Genomic DNA, 26,182 nt, shown 5'->3' on the forward strand with positions numbered 1-26,182 from the left:
GTCCGGGACCCTCGGCTCGGGGGAGGCAGCCCCCGGGGACGGTTCTAGTGCTGGGGCCGGCTCTGGCCGGGCAGGTCCGCCTCCGAGGGCAGCAGCACCTGCTCGGTCAGGATCTGCTCCTCCGCCTGTGCGCGGATCCGGGTCAGCAGGCCCACCTGCTCGAGGTAGGTCGGGGCCTGCTCCTCCTCGGCCGCCCGGGCCGCTGCCAGCTCCGTGATCTCGGCTTCGACCTGTCTGCCCAGCTCGGTGAAGTAGCTGTGGGGATCGGTGAGCTGGGCGTAGCGGTTGGGCAGGAAGGTCTGCCAGTGGCGCATCGCCCGAATCCCGTAGTGGTTCATGGTGGCCCTCCTGCGGCGCGGCCAGGTGGTCGGCGGGTAGCGGGTCCGGTGTCGTGGCCTCGGTCGGCTCGTCGGTGGCGCCCCCGAACAGGAAGTCCAGGGACAGCTGGGATGGGTCGGGGCGTCGGCTCCGTCCAGGCACTGATTGTCCTCCCTGCTCGTGCGGGTGCAGCGGTAGACACGGCGGGCGTGGCCACCGGAGTCAGGCGGTCACATCGCGTCGAGCTGGTCGAGTTCGACGAAGTAGGCGGGCGGGGGGTCGAGCTGGCCGAGGCGTCGCACCGTCCGGTCACTGCCGTGCTCACCGCCGGTGCACGCACTGAACGGGCCGTGCTCGTCCATCACGGTCGCGAGCTGGCGGTCGAGGTGCTCGTAGTAGACGACCAGCGCGCTGCCCTGGGACGCGACGGCTTCGCACCATGAGCGATGCAGCGCATCGAAGCGGGCGATCGCCTCGGGATGCAGCCACCAGCTCCGGCACCAGCGCAGCCGGCCCTGGCTCTGCGGAATCTTGCGTTCAAGCAGCAACGCGATGTGGTCGCGCACCCACGGGATCAGCACCCGCATGTCCAGGGGCGCGGCCCCCGGGTCCGGCGCCGGCGGGGCAGCGGAGGGCGTCTGCTGCCCGGCGTCGGTGTCGGCCACCGGCACCGGTTCGGTAGCAGCGGCGGGGGAGCGGAGGGTCTCGGCGGCGTCCTCGATGACGTCTTCGATGATGTCGAGGGCACCGGCGAGCTCCTCGACGCGCTCGTCGAGGGCAGCGACCCGCGCGGACAGCGCCGCCCGGTCGGCCTGCAGCTCGGTGATCTCGGTCTGCAACGCCCGCCAGTCGACCGAGCCGTCTGCGTCTTCGGGGCCGGGCACGGTCATAGCCGGTCGCCCGTAGCGTGGCCGCCGGCGGACAGGCGTTGGGCCAGCGGGTTGCGTGCGCCCAGCGCTGCCACGGCCGACTGCTGGACCTGTGCGGTGGCCTCGGCGGCGTAGGCGGTGATGGCTTCGGCGTCACGCTCGCGGTACCACGGCATCAGCTCCAGCAGGACCGGGCGACGGCCGGCCGAGAGGAGGATGGCGTTGCGCTTGTCGAGCGCGGCCACGTCGGCCACGGTCATCACCGGCTTTTCCTTCCACGACGTCGAGGTCGATCCTCCGCCGCGGCCGTACTGCTGGGAGTAGGTCGGGACCTCCACCGGTCCGATGAGGTCGCTGACCCAGCGGGCGAACTCGGGGTCCTGCACCCCGGCGCCGACGAGCTTGATCGTGGACGCCGACCACATCTTGTGCATCCCCGACCGGCCCCAGATCGCGACGCCTTGCTGGTAGGACTGCAGGAAGGTCATCACCTGGATGCTCATCGACCCGAAGTAGGAGTACAGATCGGGCAGGTTCGCGATGGGGCAGACGTTGGCGGCCTCGTCGAGCACCGGTCGCAACGGCGTACTGAGCCGCCCGCCCTCGGCGGTCGCGGCCTGCGTGGCGACGCGCAGGAGGTCATCGACCAGCGCGGCGATCACCGGAGCACCACTGCCGGCGCCTTCGCGGGTGAGCAGATACATCGTGTCCCGCGGCACCGCAGCCCCGGAGGAACCGGTGTGATAGCCGACCAGGAACCGCCACGGATCGAACTCGGTCACCGGGACCCGGGGCGGGAGCTTCCAGGTCGACGGTGGGGTGACCAGCCGGGCGACCGCCTCGGACTCCAGGGCGCCCAGCGCGGTCAACGCGGTCTCGAACAGTCCCCCGCGCGTCTCGACCGGTGCTTCGAGCAGGCCCTGCAAGCCCACCGCGACCTCGCTGTAGCCGCCGTGCTCGAGCAGGGTGACCGGTTCGGTGGCCTGGGTGGCCAACCACCTGCGGACATCCCGCAAGCTCGTATCCGGAGAACAGGAGGCTGCCAGCACCAGCTGGCCGAGCAGACGCTCCGCACCCTTGGTGAAGAACGGGTCGCTGCGGTCGCTGCCCGAACCGACCGTCCGCGAGAAATGAGTGACCAGCTGGGCCGCGTCGGCGAGATCCCGGATGTGACGAAGCGGGTTCCACCACCAGTCCTGCTCGACACCAGCGATGCGCTGCGGGTCGGCGACGAACACCCGTCCCAGCTCGGAGCGCACGCCGACGGTCAAGGTGTAGATGTCGCCCTTGTTGCTGGTCGCGATCACCGGGCCGGGGGCGGACAGGATCGCGGGCACCACCAGGGCGGAGGTCTTGTTCGAGCGCGGCCCGGCGATCTGCAGCACGACGTCTTCCTCGGAGGCGTAGAGCAGCCGTGACTGCCCGGCCCCACCGAGGCGGCGGCCCAGACACAGCCCGAGGTCACGCGCCTGCACGGTGCGCTGCTCGCGCAGCGCCGGCCGCAGCTGCTGGGCCCGGGCCCGGGCCGCGCGACCGCGCATGTCGCGGGTCTCGCGGCCGCGGGCCATCACCGACCGGGGGACACCGCGCGACGCCGAGCGCGATGACACCCAGACAGCGGCTGCCACGACCGTGACCAGCACAGGAACCACGACCAGAGCCAGGACACCCCAGAACAGCGGCCGCGACCCGTCTGCACCGATCAGCGGGTCGAGGGTCCCAGCCCCGCCCGCGGTGACCAGCGCCCGCAGCGTGGCACCGCCGAACGCGGGCGGTGCGGGCTCGGCGGCAACCGCCGCGGCGACCCAGCAGCACGCCATCGAGACGAAACCGGCCCCGAGGACCCCGAGACCGACCAGCGGGACGGCCATCTGCTGCCAGGCCAGCGGTGGACCAGCGGTGCTCATCGCCGCTGCCCGGTGTGGTCCTGCCAGGCCAGATCGGTGTTGTAGAGGTCGCGTTCGCTGGGCATCAGCGACAACGCGACCGGCAGCCCGGTCCGCTCACCGGACTTGATCAGGTAGCGGCCGCGGCCGGGATGGGCGCTGCCGGTGACCCAGGTCGGGGGAGCGGCCCAGGCGCGCACCATCGCGGCCTCGGACGCGGTCAAGGGACTGATCTGGTTGACCGCGGCGAGCTCCTTGTCGGCCATGCCGCCCAGGACCATCACCCCGTTGCGTTGGGCCATGCCGCGTGCCTTCGCCCGGTCGGCCTCGGTGGGCAGCGCTTCGAGGTCGTCGAGGGAATGGGTGACCTGAGCGGAGATCTCGCCGCGATGGCGCCCCAGGCGAGTCACCCGGTCCGACCGCTCGACCAGGCCTGGAGCGACGCGCAGGGCGCGCCACAGCTCGTCCTGGACCCGGAAGATGTTGCGGCGCCGACCCAACGCCGACGAGCCGTCGATCACCGCAGCCGCCCAGGCCCACGACGAGAGCATCGCGGCGGCGACCACCTCGTCCTCGTCGTTGTCGAGGGCGGAGATGTCGAGCGACAGCGCGGGGGTGTCGAGATCGGCCGAGATCGACGAGGGCCGGTCGAACAACCCGCGGATCGCGCCGGCACACAGCAGCTCCAGGGTGTTGACCAGGTCGCGCACATCCCGGCGGAAACTGAGCTTGTTGTCGCAGGCGGCGATGTCGAGCAGCTGACCGGGCGGGTTGGTCAGCACCCGCACGACGTCGGGGATCGTCGGTTCGTCGGCCTGGCTGGTGCCCTCCACGGTGAGATCGAGAGCGACGCCGAGCAGCCGGCGTTCGGTCACGGTGATCTCGGCGCGGCGCACGATGACGACCAGCGCTTCGAGCAGCGACAGCCGCCGGGCCCGGATGGTCTCCTCCAACCGGACGTAGTCCTGCCCACTGGACTGGGCCAGCGCGGCGCGCAGCGGACCCGCGTCGAGCGGGTTGAGCGAGTGCAGGCCGCGCCCGATCCGCCACACCCGCCCCTCGAGATGTTCGACCAGGCGGGTGTACTCGCCCTTGACGTCACCGGGGACGACCGCGGTGAACCCGAAGGCCACCAGCCCGGTCATCAGCCGCTTGACGATCGTGGACTTGCCGATCCCGGGCTGGCCCTGGATCCACATGCCGGTGTTGGACACCAGCCCCTGGCGGAGCCACTCGGCCGGGTCGAGCCCGATCGGCTCGGCAGTGTGCATGTGGTGCCCGATCGGGACCCCCGGTGGCGCAGCGCCCGAGCTGACCGCGAAGGGATACAACCCACACACCTGCGTGGTGGTGCCCTGCCACATCACGCCGGGCTCGGCGTTCGCGGCCCGGCCGCCACCGGGGACCGCCCAGCCCAGCGCGCGGGGGACCGGGCGGCCGCGGTACGGCGATCCCGGGTCGTTCGACCGGAGCGGCCCAGGGGCTGTGGTCGTCACAGAGATGCTCCTCCGAAGTCAGCGGCGTCAGTGCGCTCAGCGGCGCGGGCGGCGGTCGAGCTCGGCGGGGTTGATCCCCATCCCCAGCGAGGCCGCGAACCCGGTGACCTGCGATCCGCGCAGACGGCGGAGGCGGACCTTGGCCTGCCCGGCTCGCTGCTCGACATCCGCGGTCGCTGCGGGCAGCAGTGACTCGTCGGTCACCGTGGTGGTCACGTAGAGGGTGAAGCGGCCGACACCGGCGCCCTCGGCCTCCTCCCGCGCGCTCTGCACCGCACGGGCGAGGTCGTCGCGGTCGCGCTGGGTCTCATCGCGCTTGGTCTTGCGGGCCCAGGCTCGTCGCACCTGGGTGTTGGTGATCTCCCGCTCGACCTCGTTGGCTGCCGCACCCGCCGAGAACGGCTCGTAGAGCAACGTGGTCCGCCGAGGGAACGGGCCCGGTGCCAGCAGCGGCACCAGAACCCGGTCCATGATCGCCTGGCGAGGCGCCTCGACCATCGCCCACGACACCGAGACCCCCGAGTCGTGCCGCCAGCGGTCCCAGGGCTCCTGCGCGCTGACCGGCCCGGCGTCCGACCAGTGCAGCAGCTCCTCACCGGAGTCGTCGTAGTCGGTCAGGTCCGAGCGGCTCGCCGGGTCGTAGGCGACCCGTAGGCGACCGATCAGCCACGCTGCCGTCGCCCGCCGCCGGACCGCCACCCCGGCCATCGCCAGGTGCGACTCCAACCCGGGCAGCCAACGCGTCACCTCGGCGACCCCGGCGGCGAGGTCCGGGGGCCGCGGAGTCGCCTGGTTCGGATCGAAGGTCACCGACACCCGGGTGTCGACCTCGGCGCTCGATGCCGGGGCGCTGGCGGCGAGCTCGCCGAGCACAGCCCGGGCCGAGGCCGGAGCCCGGGGATCGATCCGATCGTTGACGTAGTCACGCAGGGTCGTCCCACCGCTGGGCGAGGTGTCGATGGTGACCGCGACGTGCTGGATCATCGGCTGATAACCCAGGTCGGCAAGGAACGCCCCCCAGCTGGCGACCCAGCCGTCGGCCTCCTGCCGGTCAGCGAGTTCGAGCCCTACCGGGGATACCCGCAGCACCGCGGTCAGCCAACCGGTCCGGCGATCCCACAGCAGCCCCTGCTTACCGCCCCGGCCGTCGTCGGTCGACAGCGGCACCACCGGCCCCATCGGACCGGGAAGATCGTGACGGCGAGGATGGTCGGAGATCATCCCCCCGGTGAGCTCGGTCCAACCGGCCGACTTGCTGCGCGCGAAGCGGACCCGCCGGGTCACGACGTCAGCCAGCGACGTCCCGCCGATGCGCAGGACGACAGCGGCGGCGACGAGCGCCCCGAGAACCAAGGCCACGAACCCGGCCTGCGCGTCGAAGTTCAACACCACCACCGGCACGACCACCGCACCGAACACCGTCATCGTCTGGCTCGTCGACAGCTGCCCGATACCGAAGCCGCGCGGCGGCCGCCAGTTGCCGTAGGTACGCGGAGTGGTCATCGCTGGGGCCCTCCTCCAGGCGCCGGCCCGGCCCCGTCCGGGCCCTTACTCGGTTGGGCTCCGCCGTTGTCCGGTGGTTCAGTGAAGTTCTCCGCAGCGCTACGCCCCATCCGGGCCGCTCCCCGTACCGCGGCCGCGGCCGCGGCACCGGCCGGACCTGCGGCCGCGCCACCAGCCGCCGCTGCACCGCCGCTTCCGGCGGCCGCAGCACCGCCCGCGGTGCCACCGGCCCCGGCCCCGGCCGCACCCCCGCTCGGGACGCCCCGCGCGCCGGCCGCAGCCCCCCCGCTCGGGGAGACGCCTGCGGCGGCCGGAGCGCCGTGCGTGCTGCCGGGCCCCGGACTCGTCGCTCGGCCACCCGACGCCCCCGATGCGCCGGTGCCGGAGGCGGAACCACCGCTGCCCCCGGACGGCCCCCCGCTGCCACCACCCGGCGGCGCACCACCCCCGGGCGGGGCGGCGCCGCGGCCGCCACCCCCGGGCGGTAGCGCGAGCTGTCCGGTACTGCCGGCTGGGGCGGCGGTGTTGGCTGTCCAACTCGGCGCGCTGGCCGGGCCGGTCATCTCCTGACGCCGCGACCCGGCCATCGCCCCCAGCGACACGGCACCGGTCGCCGCGGCAGCGAGCCCACCGCCGATCGACCCGCCCCCACCGGTCCCCATCTGCGCCCAGTTGAAGAACTTCAACGTGGCCGGAAGCGCGACCACCGCCAAGAGCAGGACCACGATCCCGGTCAGGAGCGTCACGACGTCGTCGGCCTCGGCGAACAGACCCATCCCGATCGCATAGATCAACGCCGCAGCCGGTTTGTACACCACCAATCCGATCAGCCACGACGTCATGGTCGGAAACCACCGTCGTGTGCCGTTGCTCAGAACTCCGGCCGCAGCCATCGGAAGCATCGCAGCCAGCACGAGGATCCCGGCCTGGCGAAAAATCAACAGCAGCCACTGCAGACCAGCGAAACCGGTGACGGAAAAGGCTAGAGTGAGTCGCACGAAGTCCGGGGTCTGGGTGGCCTCGAATGCCGCTTGCATCCGTTCGGCGAACTGTGTGCCAGGCCCTCCAAGAAACTCGTTGGACAGTGCGTCCGCAGTGTCGATAGCGAGGAAGAGCAGCATGTAGGCGGCGGCGTTGATGACGGCGAACTTCATCAGGCCGAGCGCGACGTCGACGATCGGCTCGCGCCGCCCCGAGATCATGATGCGCCCGATCTGCCACAGCATCGAGATCGTCAGGATCGACACGGCGACATAACCCACGATCCGGGCCGTATCCGGATTCTGGGCGACCTGGTCGATCGGCGACGGCGTGCGCAACCACCAGGTCATCATCGCCTGCAGGAGGTAACCGGCCGCCTCGCCGAACCCGTCGATGAGCGGGTTGAACATCCACATGGGCGGGTCCTCGTCCTATCGTCGACGACGGGTCACAGAAACAGTCCGATAATGCTGGTTATGGAACCCATCACGGCGAGGCCGAGGATGACCATCCCGAGCTTTTCGATACCGCCGAAGGATGAGCCGCTGCGGGGGCTGCGCTGACCCACCATGATCAGGCCGGACCCGACCAGGCCCATCACGACTGCGATCGCGATGAGCACTGCTTTGATCGAGGCGATGAACGTCGTGACGTTCTCACCGAGTCGACCGGGTAGCTCACCGGGTCCAGCATCTGGAATAAGAGGTGGCGGGTCCTGCTGAATGTAGAGATCGAACACGATGGCGAGGTGTGACATGCGTGGCCTCCGAGAGGCGTCGTACTGGACGGGTCAGGCGCTACGGAACTGGTCGTCAACGGAGTCGAGACGCACGATTTCGTCCACCAGCTCCAAAAGTGCGCGGGCGAACTGGCGGGCGCTCTTCGGGAGGTCCTGTTCGGCGGTCTCGAGAATCGTGGCGACAAAGGAACTGGGTGACTCCAGTTCGCGCCAGTCCGACACCATCGGGATGCGCACCCAGGACTGCACGTACGGCTCGGTGAGACGGATCTTGTTCGCGGTGTTCTGGCCCCACGAGGCGCCGGGGGCGTCGTCGACGACGGCCAGCACCGGCTTGTCGCGGGTGTGCTGCAAGGCGTGCTGAGCTGCGTAAACCGAGTGGGCCGTGGACCGGCACACGAGCACGTCCACCGGACTCCACGGGCGGTAGATCCGAGCGTCGTACCCGTGGAGGGCGCGAGCCAGCAAGGTCGTGCCGACGCCACCCTGAACTCCCGCCACGATCGGAGGGTCGATCACGTCTGTCACCGTCCTGAAGCCGGAGATTTATGCCGTCCGAGATACTACAGTGCGTATGATTTCTAGGAACAGGATCATACGATTTTCGATGAGGTGAACCGCGTGGCACTGATCGAGTCGGGGCCCGAGGACCCCCGCGGCCCCGGTCGCGGGCTGTTGCGCCGGGCCGTCCTCGTCGTCGCAGGCCTGGCAGTCGGGGCCGGCGTCTACGCGGTCTGGAGCTCGCCCGCTGAACCGGACCCGCCCGCGGCCGAGACCGCACCGGCCGCGACGTCGCAGCCGCCTGCGTCGCCGACACCGGCCGCTGCACCGGACGGTGACCCGCTGGTCACCGCTCAGCGGTGGTTGGTGGCCTCCCGCACAGTCAGCTACGAGGACTCGAGCGCGACGAGCTGGACCGAGCGGGTGGGTCCGCTGCTCACCGGCCGCGCTGCGGCGGAGAACTCGGCTCTCGCTGATGCCGGGGCGGCAGGTGCCGGCTGGGAACAGCTCGTGCAGGGGCGCTGTCGCACCGTGGTCAGCGACATCGACGCGGTCATCCCACCGGAGGCGCCCCACACCGATCAGCAGGTCTACGTGCAGGTCACCGGTACCGTCGAGACCGGTTGCGACAGCCCGGACGGGCCGCCGATCCCGGCCGAACGCAGTGCGGCCACCGTGGAGGTGGTCGAGATCGACGGCCGGTGGCTGGTGCGCGAGCGGCTCTACTAGCCACCATCCCGCGGGCCGATCTCAGCCCGTCGCGGGGGCGGGGCCGAACTGCTCGGCGGCGGAGTCGGCGGCGTCATAGATCGTCTTCGCTGCGGGCCCGAACCGTGGGCTGACCAGCGTCGCGGTGTCGTCACCACCCGACACCACGCCCACGACCTGGCCGCGTCCCGCGGCGGCGTCCGGGCCGACCAGCCACGGGCCGCCCGAGGCGCCCTGAGTCATGTCGCAGCTCAACGCCAGCACCTCACCGGGCTCGGTCGCGGAGCGGTGGCTGAACGGCTCGACAACGGCAGGACCCGAGCATCCGCGCAGCGACTGCCCGTCGTAACCACCGACCGCGGGATAGCCGAGCGCTGCGACCTCGACGGAGTCGGTGGTCGACCACCGGATCCCCTGAGCCCCCAGCACCTGCTCGGGCAGCACCCCGTCGCGGGGGAGCAGCGAGACGAAGGCGTAGTCGACGTGCGCGGCGACGTCCTCGATCGGGGAGTTGGCCTGCGGCCATGCCGGTGGCACATAGGCGGTGTCCACCGTCCACCGGCCGTAGGGCTCCTCGCCCGAGGCCCACCCGGGCACGAAGTACGCGCCGTCGACCCGCCAGGCACCGTCGAGCCAGACGCAGTGTGCCGCGGTGACCAGCAGCCGCCGCGACCGCGAAGCCACCACAGCGGCCGAGCACTGATGCCGGCCCCCGTCGACGACCAGGACCCCGACCGAGGACGCGGACAAGCCTCCGACAACCGGGCCCGCCTGGCCACGAAGCAGGGGTCCGTCCTCACGCGGCGGACTCGGGGCGGTCGCCTGCCCTGCGACCGACCCGAGTCCGGCCACCTGCCCTGTTGCCGGGTCGTCGGCGACGGTGAGAACCACGGCCACCGCCGCAGCCGCGATCGCTGCCGCCGCCATCGAGATCCCTCGACGTGTCACGAGCGCATCCTCAACAACCGGTCGCTACCTGAGCCCGAGCTCCGCGGAACAGGCCGGCCAGGCCTGCCAGCCCTGCTCGGCCTGGACACGTTCGGCCACCGCGATCTGCTCCTCCCGGCTGGCCTCGTGCGCCTCGCCCTGCCCGCCGAAGGCCTGCCAGGTGGCGGGCGCGAACTGCAGCCCACCGGAGTAACCGTTGTTCGTGTCGATTCCCCAGTCACCCCCCGACTCGCACTCGGCGAGCCGGTCCCAGGTGGCGGTGTCAGCCCCTGCAGCCGGGTCCTCGGCCGGCGGAGCGGTCGGAGCTGGCTCCGGATCGCGGGGCTGCTCACCCTCCTCCTCGGCCGCGGGCTCCGGGGCAGGCGGTGCCTGCTCCACCGGGCCGTCACCGCCCGCGGCGGGTGGGGCAGCGTCGGCGTCCTCACCGGCGGAGCGGTCACCGCCGGAGGGAACAGACCCGCCTGCATCGGCAGCTCCGCCACCGTCACGGTCCACCGAGGGGCGATCGCCCTCACCGCCCCCGCCGCGTGAGATCGGCTCGGTCGAGCCGGTCTGCTCATCAGCGGCGCTGTTGGCGCCCGACTCGTCACCGGAGTCGGCCTCCGGTGTCTCCCGGGAGCTGTCCTGGTCGTCGTCCTGATCGGTCGCACTGCGGTCGGATCGGTCGACGCGCGGGTTCTCACCGGGCCCCTCGGAGTCGGGGGCCGTCGGGTCGTCGCCACCGGAGTCCTCGCGGTCGATCGCGGCGAGCTTGTCCGCGATCTGCTCGGCGACCGGATCGGTGTCGGCAGCCTCGCTGACCTGTTCGGTGAGCGAGTCCAGCATGGAGTCCACATCCCCACCGGTGTCCGGAGTCAGCGACGGTCCCGACCGGTCAGATGCCGTGTCCTCCGGATCACCGGACGAACCGGCGGGTTCGTCCGAGGCCGAGTCCGAGTCACGGTCACCGTCCGAGGTGTCGTCGGATCGCGAGCTGCGGTCGGCGCCGGGACCGTCGGCGGTGCTCGCATCGCCTGACCCGGATCCGGCATCGCCGGAGTCGACCAGCTCGTCGAGCTGGTCCAGTGCGGTCGGGTCCGCGCCGAGCTCGGCGAGCTGGTCGCGGTCGAGCACCTCCATCACCGAGATCTGCAGGTGACCGGCCTCGGTGTCGGGGCTCGCTCCCAACGCCTGCATCAGCTCACCCAGCAGCTCGATCGCAGCCCGGGCCTTCTCCACGTCCGCCGACGACGGCTCCGCCGAGTTCGAGTCCGCCGAGGACGAGTCCCGCCGCGGTGACGGCGAGTCCTCCTCCCGGGGGCTGCTGGCGGAGTCTGACGTCTGCGAGGTGTCGTCACCGGCGGGCTGCTCGTCGTCAGAACCCGAGCGCGTGGTGCGGTCGGCATCACCCCCCGAGGCGGGGGTGCCGCCGCCGGTCGACCCCGAGTCCCGCGACACCGACGAGTCCGCCTCCTCACTGTCGCCGAGCGCGTCGCCGTCGCCGTCGTCACCGGCGGCGGTGCCCTCGTCGGCACCGGGGTCAGATCCCGCACCGTCGTCACGGCCCGGCTGCTCCGCGGTCGCGTCGTCTGCCGGTTCGTCATCCCCACCCGGTTCAGCGGGCTGCGACGGTTCCTCCGCCGCGTCCGGCGGGGGTGCCGCCACCGGCGCAGGCACCGCGGGCGCGGCCGAGGGCGCCGACGCCGCGGGAGCGACGGTGGCGGCGGGTTGCTCGTCGAGGCAGGTCGGCGGGGGCGGCGGCTCGGCCCGACGGTCAGGGTTCACCGCCGCCGGTCCTCGCGTGGACGACTCACCCGACGAGGCAGGCGCGGTGACCTGCTGCACTGCCGTACCTGCGGACTCGACCACCCCGGCGGCCGAGTCCCCGGCGCCGCGCAGGGTGTCCCCGATGGCGTCGATCGGCGGCCCGGCATCCGAGCCGCTCTCCCGAGGCAACAGATCGGCCGGAGTGGGACCGAACCCGGCCTTGGCCAGGCGCACCGAGACCTCCCTCAACTGCGGGTCGGTGGTGCCGTTGAGCCGGTCGGAGACATCGACCGCCTTCTGCCGCCACCCGGCCGGTTGCGTGGCCGGAGTGAACCCCAACCCCGCCAGCTCCCGCGCCAGGTCCTGATGCTGTGGATCGGTGCTCACCGCCAGACCGGCCAGCAGCGCGCGCGTCTGGGTGCGGGTCTCGCGGGCCGCGTCGAGCTGGCGCATCGCCTTGCCCTCGGTGCACGATTCCCGCACCAAACCGATCTCGGTGGGCAGCGGGCTGGCCGCGAACGCGACGCCGGCCATCAGCAGAGCGGACGCGGTGAGCACCGCGACGGGAGATCGCCGTGGGGCCGGGCGAGACTGGGCGAAGGGCACCACGCCATAGCGGTTCTGGAACGACCTGCGCATCTCACAACTCCATCGCTGCTGGGGAGGGGCCACCGGAGCTGGTGCGCGTTCGCTCCGGCGCAGACGAGCCGGCATCACTCGCCCCTGTTCTTCTCGTCGGTGATCGTCGTGCTGGAATCCGCGTCCGTGGATCCCTCGCTGGCCTCGGAGTCGGTCGAGGGGCCGTCGCCCTCAGCAAGGGCCCACTGTTTGACGTAGTCGTACTGGACCTGCCCGGTCCCACCGCCGCCGTTGTCGGGGAACCAGTCCAGCTGCAGACACAGATGCATCGGGCCGGGCGGCAGGATCGAGGTGTCGGTGGTCTTCCACCACTCCTCGCCGTTGACGAACGCGGTGACCCCCTGCGGGGTCCACTCCACCGCATAGACCTGCCACTCGGTCGCGTCGACCTCGACCTCACCGTGGACCTGGGAGTTGTCGGCGCCGTAGTGCAGGAACAGCTCCACCTTCTCCCGGGAGGGGTCCATGATCTCGGCGAAGTCGATCTCACCGCCCACCGGGAAGTTCTCCGCCGTCGGCCACAGCAACGCCAACGCGTTGTAGGCGGGGTCCCCGACCGGGGCGCGCATCGCGACCTCCCACCGCCCGTACTGCTGCGAGTGGCCCCACGCCAGCCCCGCGGTGGTGCCCTCTGCGGACCCGTCGATGGTCAGGACGCCGTCGGCGACGGTGACCGCGTCGGGGGAACGGATCCCGTTGCCCGCGTGCCCGGGTCCGTCATAGGCGTTCCAGCCCTCGAGCTGGTTGCCGTCGAACTCGTCGACGAAGTCCGGCTCCCCCCAGCCGAACGCCTCTGCTGCGGTCGGGAGACCACCCGCGGGGCCACTGCCCGAGGCCGTCGACCCGGACCCGGTGTCGTCGGCAGGTTCGGCGGGACTCTCGTCGGCCCGGTCATCGGAGCGGCTGTCGCGGTCGTCGCCGGACCCGGAAGGCGAGTCGGGACCGCTCCCGGGCCGGTCGGATCCCGGCTCGGCCCGGCCCGGATCGGTGTCGCCGGATTCGGGGGAATAGCACGACGCCGGGACGAACCCCGGTTCGTTCGCCCCCGCCTCCACCAGCAGGTCACGCAGCGCATCAGCACGAGCGGAGTCGTCACCGGTCAGTTCGGCCAGGATGTGTACGGCGGTGATCCGGAACCCGCAGTCGACCTCGTCCGAGGCCGGTTGCGCGGGTGAGAGCACCGTGCTGGTGAGTGCCGCCGACAACCCCAGGGCCGAGCCGGCGCGAACCCACCAGGCCCTACCGGTCACCACGACCGATCAGCTCGGCGGCCCTCGGCAGTGCGAGGCCGGCCGAGCGAGGTCGGGCAGGGGTAGAAGCCCTCGGCCACGGTCGCCGCGATCTCGCGCGCCGCGTCGCGGGTCGCCGGGCGCAGAGCGTCCAGGTCGATCGGGCCGCCCGCCTTGAGGTGCGGATCGGAGGGCAAGGTCAGAACCGCCCGGCAGCGGCTCTGGAAGTGCTCGAGGATCGGGCGCTCATCGATCGAGGAACTCTCCCGGTCCTGGGAGAAGACCACCACCGCCCGCTCGGCCAGGCTGGCCCACCGCCGGGCGGCCAGCCAATTCAACGTTCGCGCCGCTCGCGACGCCGCGTCCTGGGTCAGCGAACCCACGATCACCAGGGAATCGGCCCGCGCGAGCCCGCCCTGCATCGCCGAGTGCGTGATCCCCGTGCCGGAGTCGGTGACCAACACCTGGCAGAAGCGGCTGAGCAGGTCGATCACTGCCTCGTAGTCGCTCTGGGAGAACGCTTCGGAGGCCTCGGGCTCCTGCTCGGAAGCCACGACCTGCAGGCGGTTCACCAGGTGCACGTAGTGCGACAGGTCGCTGAAGGTGTGGACCTCGTCGAGGTGGTTGAGGAGTTTGCGCACCGTGATCTGCGCGGCGATCTTCTCGCCCACCAGCCGGTCGGCCAGCGTTCCGGCATCGGGGTTGGCATCCACTGCAACGACCCGCTCGCCGCGTTCCTCGGCGAGCAGGAGCCCGAGCAGCGCCGAGACCGTCGTCTTGCCGACGCCGCCCTTCATCGAACTCACCATCACCGAGTGCGCACCGTCCATGCGCGTGCGGATCGAGCTCTGCTGGCGCAGCAGGCGCTGCTCGACGGTCGAGACCCCGGGGTTGACCCCGGTCAACCGGTAGAAAGCCGCACGCCAGCCCAGCTTGGGCGCGGTGCCCTTGGCGCGCACAGCGTTGACGAACGGCTCCGAGCTGACCTCGGCGGACGGGCCGGGAGCACTGACAGGGCCAGTCGCCGATGGCTCCGGGCGGGATCCCCGCGGCGTCCCACCCGCGTCCGGGTACTCGCCCTGGTCGTTCTCAGCATGGTGCGACGGGGGCACCGGTGAGCCGGTCGAGGGCTCGGGGCCGGCAGCTGCGGGCCACGGCCCGTCGTCTGCCTCCGGTGAGGTGTCTGGGGACATCCACGGCGCCGGAGTCGAGCGCAGCCTGGCGCGGCGCCGGTCGATCGCGGTCGGTGAGGGCGACTCACTGTGGGCCGGATCGGGCGACGACGATGGGGCCTCCTCCGGTGACGGCGGCGGTGCGTCCCAGCCGAGACGCAGCGACGGCGTCGGGGGCATCGACTCCTGAGCAGGTGCGTTGTTGTTCATGACGTTCCAGGTGTGTGCGCAGGGTGTGGGCCGGATATCTCACGAACCTGAGATGGGTCATCCGCCTTCCGACGCCGGAAGGGCGAACAGCTCGACGACCAGGTGGCCGTGGTCGTGTCGGCGCACCGGGACCCCGAGGCGTTGCCAGATGGTCATCACCTGGGTCCAGCCCGGCGCGTGCGCGGAAGGAACCGCCGACCAGCGCGCACCCAGGGGAAGCGCCGGCCGCGACCGCGGTGGCCGATCATCGGTTCCGTCGACGCCGGGAGTCGTGGCGGCGCCGCTGTCACCAGCACCGTCACCAGCGCCCTCACCGGCGTCGCGCCCGGGCCGGTCCGCGGAGCCCTCGAGGTACGCGGTGCGTTCGAAGACCTCCACGAGCACCTTCACGTCGACGGTGAGACCGTGGCTGTAGGGCAGCACCTCGCCGGCACGTGCGTGCACAGCCCGCCAGCGCCCCCTGTCCTGGGTGTCGGCAGGCCAGCCGAGCAGCGCATCGCAGCGGCGCGCGAGGTAGGGCTCCAACGCCAACCTGCGCAGGTCGGGGTCGTCCTCGTCGCAGGACAGGTAGTCCAGGGCGAAGCACTCGGCCAGCTGACGCGCCTCCTCCGGGGCGACCGGACGCAGCGCCTCGACCGGGCGGTCGACGGTGGTGCGGGCCCGCTGGTCGTCGTCGGCGGCGCGAGAGGACGGCAGGTACAGATCCTGACCGCCCCCGTCAGCCGAGACCCACCGGCCGCTGGGGAGGGGATGGTGCGGCAACTCCGTCGAGATCGGAGCGGACATGACCGAGGTGCCCTCCGCCACAGAACCCGAGGAACGGGAAGCGTGGCCGTTCCGGCTCGGTGGCGAAGACGGCGACGGTGGTGCCCACCGGCGCTGCTCGGCTGTCTCGGGTACATCGGTGCCGACCGGCGTGGAGGGACCCGCGGCCGCGTGAGGCTCGGCGCCGTCGTCGAAGAAGTAGTGCGCCGCCGTCGCATCCAGATCAGCAGGAAGGTCGTCGACGGGGTCGGCCGCCGGCCCCAGCCCCGGCCCCGGCGCCGGTGGAGGAGGGGGCTCGGGAGGGTTGTCCGGTCGGCGAGGCCCCCGGTCCCGCGCCGCGGGTGAGGCTGCGTCGAACCACGGTGGTCGAGGCGGGGGAGTCGCCCGGGTACGCCGGCCGAGCTGCAACGTCGATCTCCCTCTCCGCACGTCGACTGCAGACACACCGACCAGTCGCTCCTGGTCAGCGCCCGGTCGGAGGTCCGCCCAGCAGTGCCGCTGACAACCGCAGACTGTACTACATCGAGAATCCCGATTTATACAGTCTTGGATGGGTTTACTCACCGCTGTACGACGGCGCTGGAGCGGTCGAATCGCCTGGCCGCACTGAACGCGGTTCGCGCGGCAACCGGTGGGTAGGGTGCACCGGACATGCTCCTGCGGGTGTGGGCACTCCTGGCAGGGGTCATCGCGTGAGGGGTCGGCGAGCGGCGAGGAACGACGAGAACATGACCGACGAAGACGGCGCGACCAGCGCTGACGCGGTGTCCGGGAGTACGGCCCCGGCCCCTCGGTCAGGTCGGGACCTCGTCCCCGGCGAGCACGACGGCGCCGCGGTTCCCTCGATGTCCGGGCAGGAAATCGCCGACCGGATCAATCGCCTGTTCTCGGTTGTGCGGCGCGCGGACGGCAGCGAATATCCGGTGACCGAAGTCGTGCGGTGGATCAATTCCGCTGCCGGTGGCGGTTCCACGACCGGAGAGCGCATCAACGAGCTCCGAAAAGGGGCCGGCGCCGATGTGCGGGCCGACTCCGACGACGTGGTGAAGATCGCCGAGTTCTTTCGGGTCCCTTCCACCTATTTTCTGGACCCGGTGCCGCCGGAACTCGACGGCGGGCTGCAGGCCCGTCTGATCGAGCAGCGGTTGTCCAGCTACCGGCGCGGCACGATCCCGCAGCGGGTGTACTACCTGTTCACCGTCGTCGTCCAGGCCGACGGCCGCCCCTACACGGCCAGCTACGTCGCTCGGTGGATCAACGCCAACGGTGGTCAGATCACCAACGTCTACCTGCTGAAGCTGATCAGCGGGGAGCGCGGCGAGCGGCCGAAGTCGGTCTACCTGCAGTGGATCGGGAAGTTCTTCGGCGTCGGGCTCAGCTTCTTCTACGACGAGGACCCACCCGAGATCGACGGCCAGTACCAGAACGCGGTCATCATGCTCCGCGACCCCGGCAGCGCCGAGCTCCAGCAGCTCTACGGCCGCCTCACTGCGCTCCAGCAGCAGGCGGTGCGCCAGCTGATGACCACCCTGGCCCGCGACAACGACCCGAGCTGAGCACAGACGAGCAGCATCCCGGCACCCGCTGAACCCCCATCGACGCCGCTGACCGTGGGGGCGAGCGGTATCACGGCCGCGACCCGGTTCGCCTGCCACGGGCGACATCCTTCCGGATAAGGGCCGGGTGAGGGTGCGTTACGGATACAGTTGGGATTCAACGACCGACCAGGTGAGAGGGGAGGGCGATATGGCAAGGGCCATTCGAACGGCCGACGCGGAGACGATTATCAAGAAGCTTCCGCCGCGCACATGGGACAGCACCACGGCCGTGGCCTACGAGGCCACCCAGGAACTGGTCAACGACGTGATCGGGTGCTACGTGGCACTGCTCAACCGGGAACGTCGACGCCCCCGGCCCGCCCCGGAGCAGATCCGGCACATCCGCGAGCAGATCGCGGCCTGCGACCAGGCCCAGCGAACACTCGACCCCGACGACGCTGCGGGGATCGAGGCCCTACGGGCCTCCTACCGGCCGCGGCTGCAGCAGTTGCGCGCTGAGCTCAGTGAGCGCTGACGGACCTCGGTGAGCGCTGACGACGACCTGGCCGGCTACCGACTGCCGGTCGAGGAGAACGAACGCATCTTCCGCGACGAGATCGTCCCGCTTCGACTGGCGCGCTTCGAGCCGCAGGACCAGCCCCTGCTGATCGTGCTCATGGCACAACCCGGTGCCGGGAAGTCCGCCCACGCCGGGCGCATCCGCACCGAGCTAGCCTCCCAGGGCGGGGTCGTCGAGATCGACAGCGACCTCTACAAGCCCTTCCACCCCGACTACCACGAGCTGATGGCCACCGACGACCAGAAGATGGCCGCCGCGACCCGCGCCGACGGCCGCGCCTGGATGGCCCAGGCCCAGGACTACGTGCGACGCCACCGGCTCAACGCCGTCTTCCACGAGACCGCACAGGACCCGAGAGAATCCCTCGACACCCTGGCCGCCTACCGCGACGCCGGCTACCGCATCGCCGTCATGGCCCTCGGAGTCCATGAGAGCCAGAGCCTGCAGGGCGTACTGCACCGCTACCAGGAACAGGTCGCAGAACGCGGATCCGGCAGGCTCACCGTCGCCGAATCCGCCGACCGCTCCTACCGCGGAATTCTCGACACCGCGCACCTGATCGACCAGCGACGAGCCGCCGACCTCGTCGCGGTCTACCGCCGCACCATCGACGAGCACGGCCCCGCCTACATCAACGAGCTCGACGAGCACGGCAGGTGGCGCCACCCCCCACGATTCGCCCGCGCCATCGAGATCGAGCGCGACCGACCCCTCGACGCCGCCGAGATCGCCAACTACGAGTCCGTGCAGACCCAGCTTCGCGCGACTGTCCCCGACGAGCTACGACCGCGCCTGCAGCAGGTCGACGACCTCGCCGCCGAGGTCCTCACACCGTCAGCGCAGCGGCGCGCCGCCTACCAGACACCCGAGATGGCCAGGCAGGACCACCGCGGGAGGGAACACCCCGCCCTCGCCGTACGCAGGATCCACCGCGCACCCGCACCCGAGCACACCTCCCGACCGGGAGCCGCGCCGAGCGCGCCACCGTCGCCCGACACGCACCCCCGCCAGCGGCGCGGGCACGGGCACGGGCCGACACGCTGAACCTCCTCCGGGCGCCGTGCGGATCGGCGAGCCAGGCCTGGACGGTCGGGGTGCCGGAGCGGTGCTCGACGGGTCCCCGACCGCGGACGCGAACCTACGCGACCCCGACCACCGCCGCCACCATGATCAGAACCAGGTGGCACGACGTCATACACGGTGCTCACCGCCGCACCACGCGAGATGCCCCGCGACAGCACCCCCGAGGGGAGCCACGCCCGCTCGGCCAGCCGAGACACCGTCGACGACCCACCGGGCCGAGCCCCTCCCAAGCAGCAGTGTGTATCAGAGACATGTGTGGAAATGATACGAACCGGTAGGGTCTGCAGCTCATGAGCGGGATGGCCGCGAGAGGCGCACGAACCCGGCGACGACCTCACGGCTCCGTCCCCCGGACACCCCAGAGGTCACAGCTGCACACGCCGCTACGGGCCGCGGCAGCGCTCTGCGCCGTCGCTGTCCTTCTCGGGTCAGCACAACCCGCCGTGGTCAACACCGCCGCCCAGCAACAGAACCTCGAGATACCGCCCTACCTGCAGGTCGACGACAGTGGCCGGTACTTCACCGCCGGTGGGGAGCCGTTCTTCTGGCTGGGTGACACCGCGTGGGCGATGCTGGGCAAACTCGGTGAGGACGAGATCGTCGACTACCTCGACGTCCGCGCCGAGCAGGGCTTCACCGTGGTGCAGACGGTGGCGATGTTCCCCCAGGCCGGCGCCGAGTCCCCCGCCGACACCGTCACCGCCGCCGCCGACAACGACGCCTTCTGGGAGCGGGTGCAGTTCGCCGTCGAGGCGGCCGCCGAGCGGGGCATGTATCTGGCGATCCACCCCGTGTGGGGTGACAAGCAGACCGGGTCGGTGATCACCGCCGACACCGCCCGCGACTACGGGGAGTTCCTCGGGGACCGCTTCGGTGCCTACGACAACATCACCTGGACCCTCGGCGGTGACCACCCCGCCGACGGGGAAGAACAGCTGTGGACCGAGCTGGCCGAGGGGCTCGACTCGACCGGCGGCACCCAGCTCACGACCTACCACCCGCGCGGCGACCAGACCTCGGCGACCTGGTTCGCCGGCGCGGAGTTTACCTCGATCGTGAGGGTCTGAGGGCGCCTTTGACCTGCCCTTTTCCGCTGTGGACATGTCTATGACCCGGGAGGACCGCGCCGCACCCCCTTGGTCGGACAATGACCCAGGAGCCGTCGTCGAGTGCAGGTGCGCTCGCCGCCCGACACTCCCCGCACGGTGGGGATCGCCCAGCGTCTGGCCGGTGGGAGGCCTTCCTGCGCCCTGGCCGATGTTGCCGGTGTCACCGGGGGCGCGAACTCCGCACGATCAGCCGGAGGTTGAGGATGCGCGGTGCGGCGCGCGGCGTGAACGACCAGAACAGGGGTGCAGGTATGGCGGCCGCGGTGAAGCCGGCGGCGAATGCGAGGTAGATCGGCCAACCCGGCCTGGTGAGCTGGCTTCTGGCCAGCGGCTTGGAGATCGTCGATGTCCCAGTCGAGGCAACGAGGATCAGCGCGGTCTATGCCCGGACCCGTTGCAGAACGGCGATCGAACCGACCGTGATCCCCACCTTGGTCGGGTCTGGGGCGAGACAGGGGCTCGTGACCGCGTGATCCCGAGTCTGGCGTCGGAGGTGGCGTGATCATGCCATGAGTGCCTGAACCATGTACGTCGTCGCTAGCCCGAGCGCGAGGATGCCGAGCAGGGTCCGTAGCGCTCGTTCCGGGATCGAGGGCTGGAGCTGTGCTCCGACATAGCCACCGATCAGTCCTCCGGCCCCACAGAGCAGCCCGATCGCCCACTCCGGGCTGACCGGGCTGGCCGTGATCAGCGAGAGCACGGCGTAGGTGAGTACTCCGGCCACCGAGGTCAGGAACGTCGCGGTCAGCGCGGCCGGGGCCACGACCGCCACTGACATGCCGGTGCCGACCAAGATCGGGCCGAGCAGAGATCCACCGCCGATGCCGTAGATCCCGCCGGCCACCCCGGCGCCGGTCCCGACTGCGGCCACGATGGGTGCCGGCAGGGTCCGTCCGGGCCCCGGGCCGGGCCCGGGCCGGGTACGGTTCCCCAGGCAGAGCCATATCCCCAGCGGCAGGAGCAGCGCAGCGGCGAGCAGGCGGAAGACACGGTCGCCGGGGGCCAGCCAGATGCGGACGATGGTTCCGATTACGACTCCGGGCAGGGTTCCGATCAGGATGTGGCGGGTCAGCGGGCCGCCGAGTGCGCGGACGCTGCGGTAGCGGAGCAGCGCCCCGGGGGTGCTGACCACGTTGAAGAGCAGGTTGGTCGGCGTGACTGCGGGGCTGGGGATCCGGAGGATGTCGAGCTGGATCGGCAGGAGGAACACCGCGCCGGAGACACCAACCGGAGTCGTGACTACTGCGACAAGGAACCCGGCGCCGAGGGCCAGCAGGGCGGTTTCGACGGTCACGACCCCGGATCATCGTCGACAGCGCGCAGACACGTGTGTGCGCCCGTGGCAAGAGGGCACAGGTATCGAGCGGCTGTCGAGGGCTGCGCGCCTTCCCGGCGGGAGTGAAGTGAAGATCGTCCCTTGACCTTCGAGTCGGGTGGAACGTTTAGCGTCGGTGGGGTGGAGACGATGCGGATTTCTGAGGTCGCTGCCCGAAGTGGGGTGCCTGCCACGACGCTGCGTTATTACGAAGACCTGGGGTTGCTGCGTCCACGGCGGGCGTCCAACGGCTACCGGGTGTTCGACACAGACGTGCTGGAGCGGCTGCGGTTCATCAACGCGGCCAAGCAGCTGAACTTGCCACTGGAGCAGATCACCTCGCTGGTGAGGGCATGGGACTCCGACCCGTGTGCCAGCGTCAAGGCTCAGCTCCGGCCACTGCTGGACACACAGCTCGAACGCCTCGACACGATGATTGAGGAGTTGTCTCAGGCTCGTCATGTCCTGACTGCCGCCGCCCAGCATCTTGACGACCTCCCCGACCGGCCTGAGCGATGCAGTCCCGAGTGCGCGTTCCTCGCCACCGCAGCGCCGCCGCCACCGCCGGTGGCCTGCTCACTCAGCCCGGCACAGCCCGCACGTCTCACCGCATGGCACGAGGCGCTGACCGGCGCCCCGACCAGGCGTGTGGCTGGTGGAATGCGGATCGAGCTGCCGGTCGAGGCATTGGCCCCGATCACCGCCCTGGCTGTGGCTGAGCAGCGATGCTGTCCCTTCTTCACGTTCGACCTCTCGCTGCGTGGACCACGGTTCACACTGGTCATCACCACTCCACCTGAGGGGATGCCGATGCTCGACAGACTGTTCCCCGGTGACGACCCCGCCCATGCCGACCTGGTGGAGCGGCAGCCGTGACGAGCCGCGAAATTCTCGAGCGGCACCAGGTCTGGGTCTATCTCACCGCCGTCATCCTCGGTCTGGTTGCAGGCACCCTGTGGCCAGATGCCGGGTACGTCACGGAAGCTTTGGTCTGGCCGGTCCTCGCGCTACTGCTGTACGCCACCTTCACCCAGATGCCGTTGGCCTTGGTGCCCGCGGCGTTCAAGGACAGACGGTTCCTGGCCGCGGCATTGGTGGGGAACTTTGCCATCATCCCGGTGCTGGTCTGGGTGCTCGTGCAGTTCGCCCCCGACGACGACGCTCTGCGACTCGGGCTGTTGCTGGTGCTGCTGGTGCCTTGCACCGACTGGTTCATCACTTTCAGTCAGCTCGGCCGCGGGGACGCGACCCGAGCCACCGCGCTGACCCCGGTCGCTCTCGTTCTTCAGCTCCTTCTGCTGCCGGGGTACCTCGGGCTGATGGCGGACATCGACTTCGCTTCCGTGTTCGCGCTCGCCGATGTCTGGCCGGCGCTCTTGGTGGTCCTGGTCCCCCTCGTCCTAGCCGCCCTGACGGAGGTCTGGGCCCGCAAGAACCCGGATCGTGAGCGCGTCGTGGAACACCTGGGTGGGTGGCCGGTTCCGCTCCTGGCCGTGGTGATCCTGCTGGTCGCCACGGCACATGTCGGGGAGGTCGGCGAGACCTTGCAGCTGCTCCCCATCGTGGTGGGCATTGCCGTCGCGTTCCTGGCTTCGAGCCTGGTGATCGCCAAGGTCCTTGGCGTGATCGGCCGCCTGCCTGCTTCTCAGGGTCGTACGCTGGCGTTCTCGCTGGGCACTCGCAACTCCTTCATCGTGTTGCCCTTCGCGCTGTCGCTGCCCGCGGGGTGGGAGGTCGCGGCGATCGTGATCGTGATGCAGTCGCTGGTCGAGCTGTTCGGGATGGTGTTCTATCTCTGGTTCGTTCCTCGCGTCCTGTTCCGGGACCCTGCCCCGCTGCCCCTGCGAGACCGCCACTCCTAACCAGCCCGGCCATCAGATCGTGCCCAGTGCCTCCACCATCACTCCCGGGGGGCCTTCTGGTGATCGATGGCTCGTCGTGTCCGGTCCCAAGCAGGTGGTGCGGAGGCGAGCCCGACGTAGCCGAATCCGGGGCGAGCCGGAACTGAGTGGTCGGGACGCCATGATCGGTGAGGTCAGGGCAGGTCCGGTCGGTAATCGGTCGGGACAGGATGGTGTCGACCTGGTCGGCGCGCCCGTCGTGCAGCTGGGGTGGGTGCCGTCGATGTCGTGGAGTTCGGTGCCCGGGCCGGGCTCGCGGTGTCGATGACGGAGCAGTAGGTGCGGTCGTCGACCACAGGCATCGACGACCCTCCGTCCGGAGCGTGGGCAGGGGTGAGCAACCGCAGCCGCGAGGCCGCTGGTGAAGGACGTGACCGGGGGCGTGCTGCCGCACGGGCAGCTAGTCAGGGTCGGTGGCGGTGCGGCGTTCGAGGAAGACGGTGTCGCGCCAGACGCCGTGGTGGCGGCCGATGCGTTCGCGCAGGCCGAGGGTGCGGTAGCCGGCGGATTGGTGCAGCGCGACCGACGCCCGGTTCTCCGGGAAGATCGCGGTCTGCAGGGTCCAGAGCCCGGCGCTGTCGGCGGCGGTGACCTGCTGGTGGATCAGCGCCTTGCCGATCCCGCGCCCGCGGGAGTCCTCGGCGACATAGATCGAGGACTCGGCCACGCCGGCGTAGACCGGCCGCGTCGAGACCGGCGCGAGGGCCGTCCAGCCGACGACGTGACCGTCGAGCTCGGCGACCCACCGGTGCTCGGGTAGCCATCGGCGGTCGAGCTCACGCCGTTCGGGGACCTCGGTGTCGAAGGTGGCGTGGCCGGTGGCGATGCCCTCGGCGTAGATGCGGCGGACTGCGGCCCAGTCACCGGCCTGCATGGCGCGGACGGTGACGTCGGCGGGCAGGTCGGTGGGGCAGCACGGGCGCGGCCCGAGCATGCCCATCACGGCGTCGGCGGCGTGCGGGAGACCGGTGCAGCAGGCCGGATTGACCGTGACGAGGGTGGTGGTCTTCTGCTTGTGCAGGCTCACGAAGCCGACGTCGGCGAGCTTGCGCAGGTGGTGGCTGCAGGTGGACTGGGAGATCCCGAGCTGTTCGGCCAGTTCCCCGACCGCGATCGCTCGTGCGGTGACCGCGACCGCGTGCAACAGCCGTACCCGGGTCGGCTCGGCCAGACAGGCGAACCATCCGGCGTAGGTCTCGGCGTCGGCGAGCGGCAGCTGCGGCGGCGTGGCCGACACGTCGGTCAGCGCCAGCAGCGGTGTGCCGGTGGACTGCTGGGCCGTGGTGGTGCTCATGCCGAGCAGTATCGACACGCATCGATGGTTGCGTCAATCGATGGTCGTCGATACTGTCCCGGCCATTGCATCGACGAGCGTCGATGAAGAGATGCCGGTCGTGGTGGAGGTCGTGATGGGTGAGGGCACGTTGCCGGTCGTGGTGGTCGGAGCCGGGCCGGTCGGGCTCTCCGCCGCCGCGCATCTGCTCGACCGGGGTTTGGAGCCGCTGGTGTTCGAGGTGGGCGAGCAGGCCGGTGCGCATGTGCGGGAGTGGCACCACGTGCGGTTGTTCTCCCGGTGGGCGGAGGTGGTCGACCCGGTGGCGGAGAAGCTGTTGGCCCTTACCGGATGGACGCACCCGGACCCGCAGACCTGCCCGACGGGGCAGGAGTGGGCGCAGCGCTACCTGCAGCCGCTCGCCGAGGTGTTGGGGAGCCGGGTGCAGTTCGGCGCCCGAGTGTCCGGTGTGGCCCGGCGCGGGCGGGACCGGGTGGTCGACGCCGGACGCGAGACCGAACCGCTGACCGTGCACGTGCAGACCGCGGCGGGAGAGCAGCGGATCCTCGCCCGTGCGGTGGTGGACGCCTCTGGGACCTGGGGTTCGCCGAACCCGCTCGGCGCGGACGGGCTTCCCGCGGTGGGTGAGCGCGCCGCGGCCGACCGGATCGCCTACCAGGTGCCGGACCTGGCCGACCCGGGTGTGCGGGCCCGCTACGCCGACAAGCGGCTCGCAGTGGCCGGCAGCGGGCACTCGGCGCTGACCGCGCTGGTGGCGTTGGCCGAGCTGGCCGAGGCCGCCCCGGGCACGCACGTGCAATGGTTGCTGCGCCGCGGGCAGGTCGGTGACATCTTCGGCGGTGGCGAAGCCGACCAGCTGCCCGCCCGCGGAGCCCTGGGCCGTCGTGCCGCAGCCGCGGTCGCGGCGGGGCACGTCACCACCGTGACCGGGTTCCGCACCGGCGCGGCCACCCGGACCGGTGACGGCCTCGTGCTCGAGTCCCTCGACGGACGACGCCTCACCCCGGTCGACGAGGTCGTGGCGCTGACCGGGTTCCGCCCGGACCTGTCATGGCTGACCGAGCTACGCCTGGACCTGGACCCGACCCTGCAGGCCGCCCGGGCCCTGGCACCGTTGATCGACCCGAACGTGCACTCCTGCGGCACCGTTCCCCCACACGGCGCCCGAGAGCTGGCCCAGCCCGAACCGGGGGTGTTCGTGGTCGGCATGAAATCCTACGGCCGGGCACCGACGTTCCTCGCGATGACCGGTTACGAGCAGGTTCGCTCGGTCGCCGCTGCACTGGCCGGGGATCACGAGGCCGCCGAGCGGGTCGAGCTGGTGTTGCCCGACACCGGGGTCTGCGGTGGCGCAGGGCTGTTCGACGATCCCACTGCCGCGTCCGGAGCGGCCGAGGGCGGGTGCTGCGGACCGGTCGAACCGGCCGAGCAGATCGCACAGACGCGGGCCTGACCGACCGCTGTCCAACCCGGGAAGCCCGCTGCCGCAGGCCGTGCCGGGCCTGCCGGAAGGCCACCGCGAATGCTCCCAGTGGGAACGACCGAGCCCTCCGGGCCGTTGGGCCGGGGCGGTCTGCGCCGGGTGCTGGTCGTGCTGTGCGCGACCGAGATCGTCAGCTGGGGCGTGCTCTACTACGCCTTCCCGGTGCTGG

Annotated in this window: 23 protein-coding genes and 1 pseudogene; 9 read left to right on the forward strand and 15 right to left on the reverse strand. The window is 71.0% G+C overall.

The annotated features are described in order from the left end of the window. Nucleotides 1–44: 44 nt before the first annotated feature. The 8 genes from AB0J24_RS24655 to AB0J24_RS24690 form a co-directional block, all read right to left on the reverse strand. Nucleotides 45–338: a hypothetical protein gene (locus AB0J24_RS24655; RefSeq protein WP_358685381.1), complete on the reverse strand. Its 294-nt coding sequence runs from the start codon at nucleotides 336–338 to the stop codon at nucleotides 45–47. Nucleotides 339–548: 210 nt separating this feature from the next. After that, nucleotides 549–1,202, reverse strand: a complete 654-nt coding sequence (locus AB0J24_RS24660) for a DUF4913 domain-containing protein (protein ID WP_358685383.1) — start codon at nucleotides 1,200–1,202, stop codon at nucleotides 549–551. A 2-nt stretch (nucleotides 1,203–1,204) separates the two neighbouring features. Then, nucleotides 1,205–3,094: a TraM recognition domain-containing protein gene (locus AB0J24_RS24665; RefSeq protein ID WP_358685386.1), complete on the reverse strand. Its 1,890-nt coding sequence runs from the start codon at nucleotides 3,092–3,094 to the stop codon at nucleotides 1,205–1,207. Then, nucleotides 3,091–4,569 (reverse strand): hypothetical protein, encoded by a 1,479-nt coding sequence (locus tag AB0J24_RS24670; RefSeq protein ID WP_358685389.1) that lies wholly within the window; start codon nucleotides 4,567–4,569, stop codon nucleotides 3,091–3,093. Before AB0J24_RS24670 ends, AB0J24_RS24665 begins: the two co-directional genes overlap by 4 nt. A gap of 36 nt (nucleotides 4,570–4,605) precedes the next feature. Beyond that, complete coding sequence (locus AB0J24_RS24675; protein WP_358685392.1) at nucleotides 4,606–6,072, reverse strand: SCO6880 family protein; 1,467 nt, start codon at nucleotides 6,070–6,072, stop codon at nucleotides 4,606–4,608. Then, nucleotides 6,069–7,469: a hypothetical protein gene (locus tag AB0J24_RS24680; RefSeq protein WP_358685395.1), complete on the reverse strand. Its 1,401-nt coding sequence runs from the start codon at nucleotides 7,467–7,469 to the stop codon at nucleotides 6,069–6,071. Before AB0J24_RS24680 ends, AB0J24_RS24675 begins: the two co-directional genes overlap by 4 nt. Nucleotides 7,470–7,501: 32 nt before the next feature. After that, a complete protein-coding gene (locus AB0J24_RS24685) occupies nucleotides 7,502–7,810 on the reverse strand; it encodes a hypothetical protein (protein WP_358685397.1) in 309 nt (102 codons plus the stop codon). Nucleotides 7,811–7,843: 33 nt separating this feature from the next. Beyond that, complete coding sequence (locus AB0J24_RS24690; protein WP_358685400.1) at nucleotides 7,844–8,311, reverse strand: hypothetical protein; 468 nt, start codon at nucleotides 8,309–8,311, stop codon at nucleotides 7,844–7,846. A 102-nt stretch (nucleotides 8,312–8,413) separates the two neighbouring features. On the opposite strand from AB0J24_RS24690, the gene AB0J24_RS24695 reads away from it, so the two are divergent. Continuing rightward, nucleotides 8,414–9,022 carry a hypothetical protein gene (locus tag AB0J24_RS24695; protein ID WP_358685403.1) on the forward strand — a complete coding sequence of 203 codons (609 nt, stop codon included), beginning with the start codon at nucleotides 8,414–8,416 and terminating at the stop codon, nucleotides 9,020–9,022. A gap of 21 nt (nucleotides 9,023–9,043) precedes the next feature. On the opposite strand, the gene AB0J24_RS24700 is transcribed toward AB0J24_RS24695, so the two are convergent. The 5 genes from AB0J24_RS24700 to AB0J24_RS24720 all read right to left on the reverse strand — a co-directional run bounded on the left by AB0J24_RS24700 (nucleotide 9,044) and on the right by AB0J24_RS24720 (nucleotide 15,731). Beyond that, a complete protein-coding gene (locus AB0J24_RS24700) occupies nucleotides 9,044–9,928 on the reverse strand; it encodes a trypsin-like peptidase domain-containing protein (protein WP_358685438.1) in 885 nt (294 codons plus the stop codon). A 45-nt stretch (nucleotides 9,929–9,973) separates the two neighbouring features. After that, on the reverse strand, nucleotides 9,974–12,334 hold the full coding sequence (locus AB0J24_RS24705) for a transglycosylase family protein (RefSeq protein WP_358685406.1): 2,361 nt from the start codon (nucleotides 12,332–12,334) through the stop codon (nucleotides 9,974–9,976). 74 nt (nucleotides 12,335–12,408) lie between these two features. Continuing rightward, nucleotides 12,409–13,587 (reverse strand): glycoside hydrolase family 16 protein, encoded by a 1,179-nt coding sequence (locus tag AB0J24_RS24710; RefSeq protein ID WP_358685408.1) that lies wholly within the window; start codon nucleotides 13,585–13,587, stop codon nucleotides 12,409–12,411. After that, nucleotides 13,581–14,522 (reverse strand): MinD/ParA family protein, encoded by a 942-nt coding sequence (locus AB0J24_RS24715; protein WP_358685411.1) that lies wholly within the window; start codon nucleotides 14,520–14,522, stop codon nucleotides 13,581–13,583. Before AB0J24_RS24715 ends, AB0J24_RS24710 begins: the two co-directional genes overlap by 7 nt. Before the next feature lie 480 nt (nucleotides 14,523–15,002). Next, nucleotides 15,003–15,731: a hypothetical protein gene (locus tag AB0J24_RS24720; protein WP_358685414.1), complete on the reverse strand. Its 729-nt coding sequence runs from the start codon at nucleotides 15,729–15,731 to the stop codon at nucleotides 15,003–15,005. Nucleotides 15,732–16,633: 902 nt separating this feature from the next. On the opposite strand from AB0J24_RS24720, the gene AB0J24_RS24725 reads away from it, so the two are divergent. The 4 genes from AB0J24_RS24725 (at nucleotide 16,634) to AB0J24_RS24740 (ending at nucleotide 19,978) form a co-directional block, all read left to right on the forward strand. Continuing rightward, nucleotides 16,634–17,266 carry a hypothetical protein gene (locus AB0J24_RS24725; protein WP_358685417.1) on the forward strand — a complete coding sequence of 211 codons (633 nt, stop codon included), beginning with the start codon at nucleotides 16,634–16,636 and terminating at the stop codon, nucleotides 17,264–17,266. A gap of 190 nt (nucleotides 17,267–17,456) precedes the next feature. Then, nucleotides 17,457–17,783, forward strand: a complete 327-nt coding sequence (locus AB0J24_RS24730) for a hypothetical protein (RefSeq protein WP_358685419.1) — start codon at nucleotides 17,457–17,459, stop codon at nucleotides 17,781–17,783. A 9-nt stretch (nucleotides 17,784–17,792) separates the two neighbouring features. Next, nucleotides 17,793–18,872 (forward strand): zeta toxin family protein, encoded by a 1,080-nt coding sequence (locus AB0J24_RS24735; RefSeq protein ID WP_358685421.1) that lies wholly within the window; start codon nucleotides 17,793–17,795, stop codon nucleotides 18,870–18,872. Nucleotides 18,873–19,354: 482 nt separating this feature from the next. After that, nucleotides 19,355–19,978 (forward strand): DUF4038 domain-containing protein, encoded by a 624-nt coding sequence (locus AB0J24_RS24740; protein WP_358685423.1) that lies wholly within the window; start codon nucleotides 19,355–19,357, stop codon nucleotides 19,976–19,978. 544 nt (nucleotides 19,979–20,522) lie between these two features. On the opposite strand, the gene AB0J24_RS24745 is transcribed toward AB0J24_RS24740, so the two are convergent. Continuing rightward, the gene (locus AB0J24_RS24745; RefSeq protein WP_358685425.1) at nucleotides 20,523–21,314 is read right to left on the reverse strand and encodes a sulfite exporter TauE/SafE family protein; all 792 of its coding nucleotides are present in this window, start codon (nucleotides 21,312–21,314) and stop codon (nucleotides 20,523–20,525) included. Nucleotides 21,315–21,485: 171 nt separating this feature from the next. Here AB0J24_RS24745 and AB0J24_RS24750 point away from each other — a divergent pair, with 171 nt between their 5' ends. Both AB0J24_RS24750 and AB0J24_RS24755 read left to right on the forward strand, forming a co-directional pair. Then, nucleotides 21,486–22,211, forward strand: a complete 726-nt coding sequence (locus AB0J24_RS24750; RefSeq protein ID WP_358685440.1) for a MerR family transcriptional regulator — start codon at nucleotides 21,486–21,488, stop codon at nucleotides 22,209–22,211. After that, the gene (locus tag AB0J24_RS24755; RefSeq protein WP_358685428.1) at nucleotides 22,208–23,197 is read left to right on the forward strand and encodes an arsenic resistance protein; all 990 of its coding nucleotides are present in this window, start codon (nucleotides 22,208–22,210) and stop codon (nucleotides 23,195–23,197) included. Before AB0J24_RS24750 ends, AB0J24_RS24755 begins: the two co-directional genes overlap by 4 nt. Before the next feature lie 439 nt (nucleotides 23,198–23,636). Here the strand turns inward: AB0J24_RS24755 and AB0J24_RS24760 are convergent, their stop codons facing one another. After that, nucleotides 23,637–24,530, reverse strand: coding sequence for a metalloregulator ArsR/SmtB family transcription factor (locus AB0J24_RS24760; RefSeq protein ID WP_358685430.1), 894 nt, complete (start codon nucleotides 24,528–24,530; stop codon nucleotides 23,637–23,639). Nucleotides 24,531–24,645: 115 nt separating this feature from the next. On the opposite strand from AB0J24_RS24760, the gene AB0J24_RS24765 reads away from it, so the two are divergent. Next, on the forward strand, nucleotides 24,646–25,983 hold the full coding sequence (locus AB0J24_RS24765; RefSeq protein ID WP_358685442.1) for an NAD(P)-binding domain-containing protein: 1,338 nt from the start codon (nucleotides 24,646–24,648) through the stop codon (nucleotides 25,981–25,983). A 69-nt stretch (nucleotides 25,984–26,052) separates the two neighbouring features. Then, nucleotides 26,053–26,182: pseudogene (locus AB0J24_RS24770) on the forward strand (MFS transporter); the annotation flags it as partial.

The sequence above is a fragment of the Pseudonocardia sp. NPDC049635 genome, assembly GCF_040659795.1.
Lineage (GTDB): Bacteria > Actinomycetota > Actinomycetes > Mycobacteriales > Pseudonocardiaceae > Pseudonocardia.